This is a genomic window from Herbaspirillum sp. UBA812, from assembly GCF_002296545.1.
Lineage (GTDB): Bacteria > Pseudomonadota > Gammaproteobacteria > Burkholderiales > Burkholderiaceae_D > Herbaspirillum > Herbaspirillum huttiense.
Genome location: NZ_DBIC01000146.1, coordinates 10,000 through 12,301, shown reverse-complemented (window position 1 = coordinate 12,301; position 2,302 = coordinate 10,000). Strand labels below are relative to the sequence as shown.

The window sequence follows — 2,302 nt, the reverse complement described above, 5'->3', positions numbered from 1 at the left end:
TCCTGCAAAGTTTCCGGCGTGCAGGATCTGATCGCGGTTTATCGTGAGCTGGCGCGCCGCTGCGACTACCCCCTGCACCTGGGCCTGACCGAGGCCGGCATGGGCAGCAAGGGCATCGTGGCCTCCACGGCGGCGCTGTCGGTGTTGCTGCAGGAAGGCATCGGCGACACCATCCGCATCTCGCTGACTCCCGAGCCGGGCGGCGACCGTACCAAGGAAGTGGTGGTCGGCCAGGAAATCCTGCAGACCATGGGCCTGCGCAAGTTCACCCCGATGGTGATCGCCTGCCCGGGTTGCGGCCGCACCACCTCGACCGTGTTCCAGGACCTGGCCGACAAGATCCAGACCTTCCTGCGCGAGCAGATGCCGGTCTGGAAGGGCAAGTATCCCGGCGTGGAAGCCATGAACGTGGCCGTCATGGGCTGCATCGTCAATGGCCCCGGTGAATCCAAGCACGCCAACATCGGCATCAGCCTGCCGGGCACCGGCGAGTCGCCGGCGGCACCGGTGTTCATCGATGGCGAAAAGAAGATGACCCTGCGCGGCGAACGCATCGCCGAGGAATTCCAGAAGGTGGTGCTGGAGTATGTCGAATCGCATTACGGTCAGGGCAGCCATTCCTGACCACCGTGGAGCCCGCCACCATAGGGCGTTGCGGGCCATGCAGTACACTTGCGCTGGTGCGTCGCACGAAAGATGCGTCAGATTCCAGTTTCCAGAAATGAAGTAAAAAGCAAAAACTCCGGGTTTCGGTATGTCAGAACAAAAGAAAGTCGAAAAAATCGTTGGCGTCAAAGGCATGAATGACATCCTGCCGGCGGATGCCCCGTTGTGGGAGCTGTTCGAGAACACGGTGCAATCGGTGCTCAAGAGCTACGGTTTCCAGCAGATCCGCACCCCCATCGTCGAGCCGACCGCGCTGTTCGCGCGCGGCCTGGGGGAGGTGACCGACATCGTCGAGAAGGAAATGTATTCCTTCACCGATTCCATGAACGGCGACAACCTGACCCTGCGTCCGGAAAACACCGCCGGCGTGGTGCGCGCCGCCCTGGAGCACAACCTGACCTATGATGGCCCCAAGCGCCTGTGGTATGTCGGCCCCATGTTCCGCCATGAGCGTCCGCAGCGCGGCCGCTATCGCCAGTTCCACCAGGTCGGTGCCGAAGCCGTGGGCTTCAGCGGCCCGGACATCGATGCCGAACTGATCATGATGTGCCAGCGCCTGTGGGATGACCTGGGCCTGTCCGACATCCGCCTGGAACTGAACTCCATCGGCAACGCCGAAGAGCGCAACAAGCACCGTGCCGACCTGATCGCCTACTTCGAACAGCACAAGGACCTGCTGGACACCGACGCCCAGCGCCGCTTGCACGCCAACCCGCTGCGCATCCTGGATACGAAGAATCCTGCCATGCAGGAGATGGTGAACGCCGCCCCCAAGCTGCTGGATTACCTGGGTGAAGAATCGCGCGCGCACTTCGAGGGCGTGCAGAAGATCCTGCGCCACAACAACATTCCCTTCACCATCAACCCGCGCCTGGTGCGTGGCATGGACTACTACAACCGTACCGTGTTCGAGTGGGTCACCGACCAGCTGGGCTCGCAGGGCACGGTCTGCGGCGGTGGCCGCTACGATCCGCTGATCGAAATGTTCGGCGGCAAGCCGACCCCGGCCTGTGGCTTCGCCATGGGCGTGGAACGCCTGCTGGAGCTGATGAAGGCCAATGGCGAGCAGTATGCACCGAACCAGTGCGACGTCTATCTGGTCCATCAAGGCGAAGAAGCACAGTTGCAATCTTTCGTTCTGGCTGAACGTTTGCGGACTGCCGGGCTCGATGTTGTGCTACATTGCGCATCGTCCAATGGTGGTGGTTCGTTCAAGGCGCAGATGAAGCGCGCCGACGCCAGCGGTGCTGCCTTTGCCGTGATCATCGGTGAAGACGAGCTCAAGGCCGGGACTGCCACCGTCAAGCACATGCGCGAAGGCAATGCCGAGGAAGGGCGTGCCAACCAGAGCAACATGGCCTTCGACGGCGTGGTCGACTACATCGTGGAACAGATCGTCGGCGATCACGACCATGATCACGACCACGTGCACTATCACCCCTGAAGACCCGTCCACCTCGACCGTCAACTTATCTAAACGCAGAGTTACATGGCATACGATCTCGAAGAACAAGAACAGCTTGATTCCATCAAGGCCTGGTGGGCGAAATACGGCAACCTGGTGACCTGGGCGCTGATCATCGCGCTGGCCGCCTACGCCGGCTGGACCGGCTGGAATACCTGGCAGGGCCGCCAG

Annotated in this window: 3 protein-coding genes; all 3 read left to right on the top strand. The window is 61.7% G+C overall.

Going from position 1 to position 2,302, the window contains the following annotated elements; translation table 11 throughout:
* A partial coding sequence (locus B3873_RS09250) for a flavodoxin-dependent (E)-4-hydroxy-3-methylbut-2-enyl-diphosphate synthase (RefSeq protein WP_286865463.1) occupies nucleotides 1–624 on the top strand: 624 nt, incomplete at its 5' end.
* A gap of 130 nt (nucleotides 625–754) precedes the next feature.
* The gene (gene hisS / locus B3873_RS09245) at nucleotides 755–2,110 is read left to right on the top strand and encodes a histidine--tRNA ligase (RefSeq protein ID WP_039785359.1); all 1,356 of its coding nucleotides are present in this window, start codon (nucleotides 755–757) and stop codon (nucleotides 2,108–2,110) included.
* Between the two features lie 45 nt (nucleotides 2,111–2,155).
* Nucleotides 2,156–2,302: tetratricopeptide repeat protein (locus tag B3873_RS09240; protein ID WP_286865465.1), on the top strand; the 147-nt coding region annotated here is incomplete at its 3' end.

Bases quoted from the DNA above. Each gene is read 5' to 3' on its own strand.
- hisS (WP_039785359.1), top strand. From the start codon at position 755: ATGTCAGAACAAAAGAAAGTCGAAAAAATCGTTGGCGTCAAAGGCATG.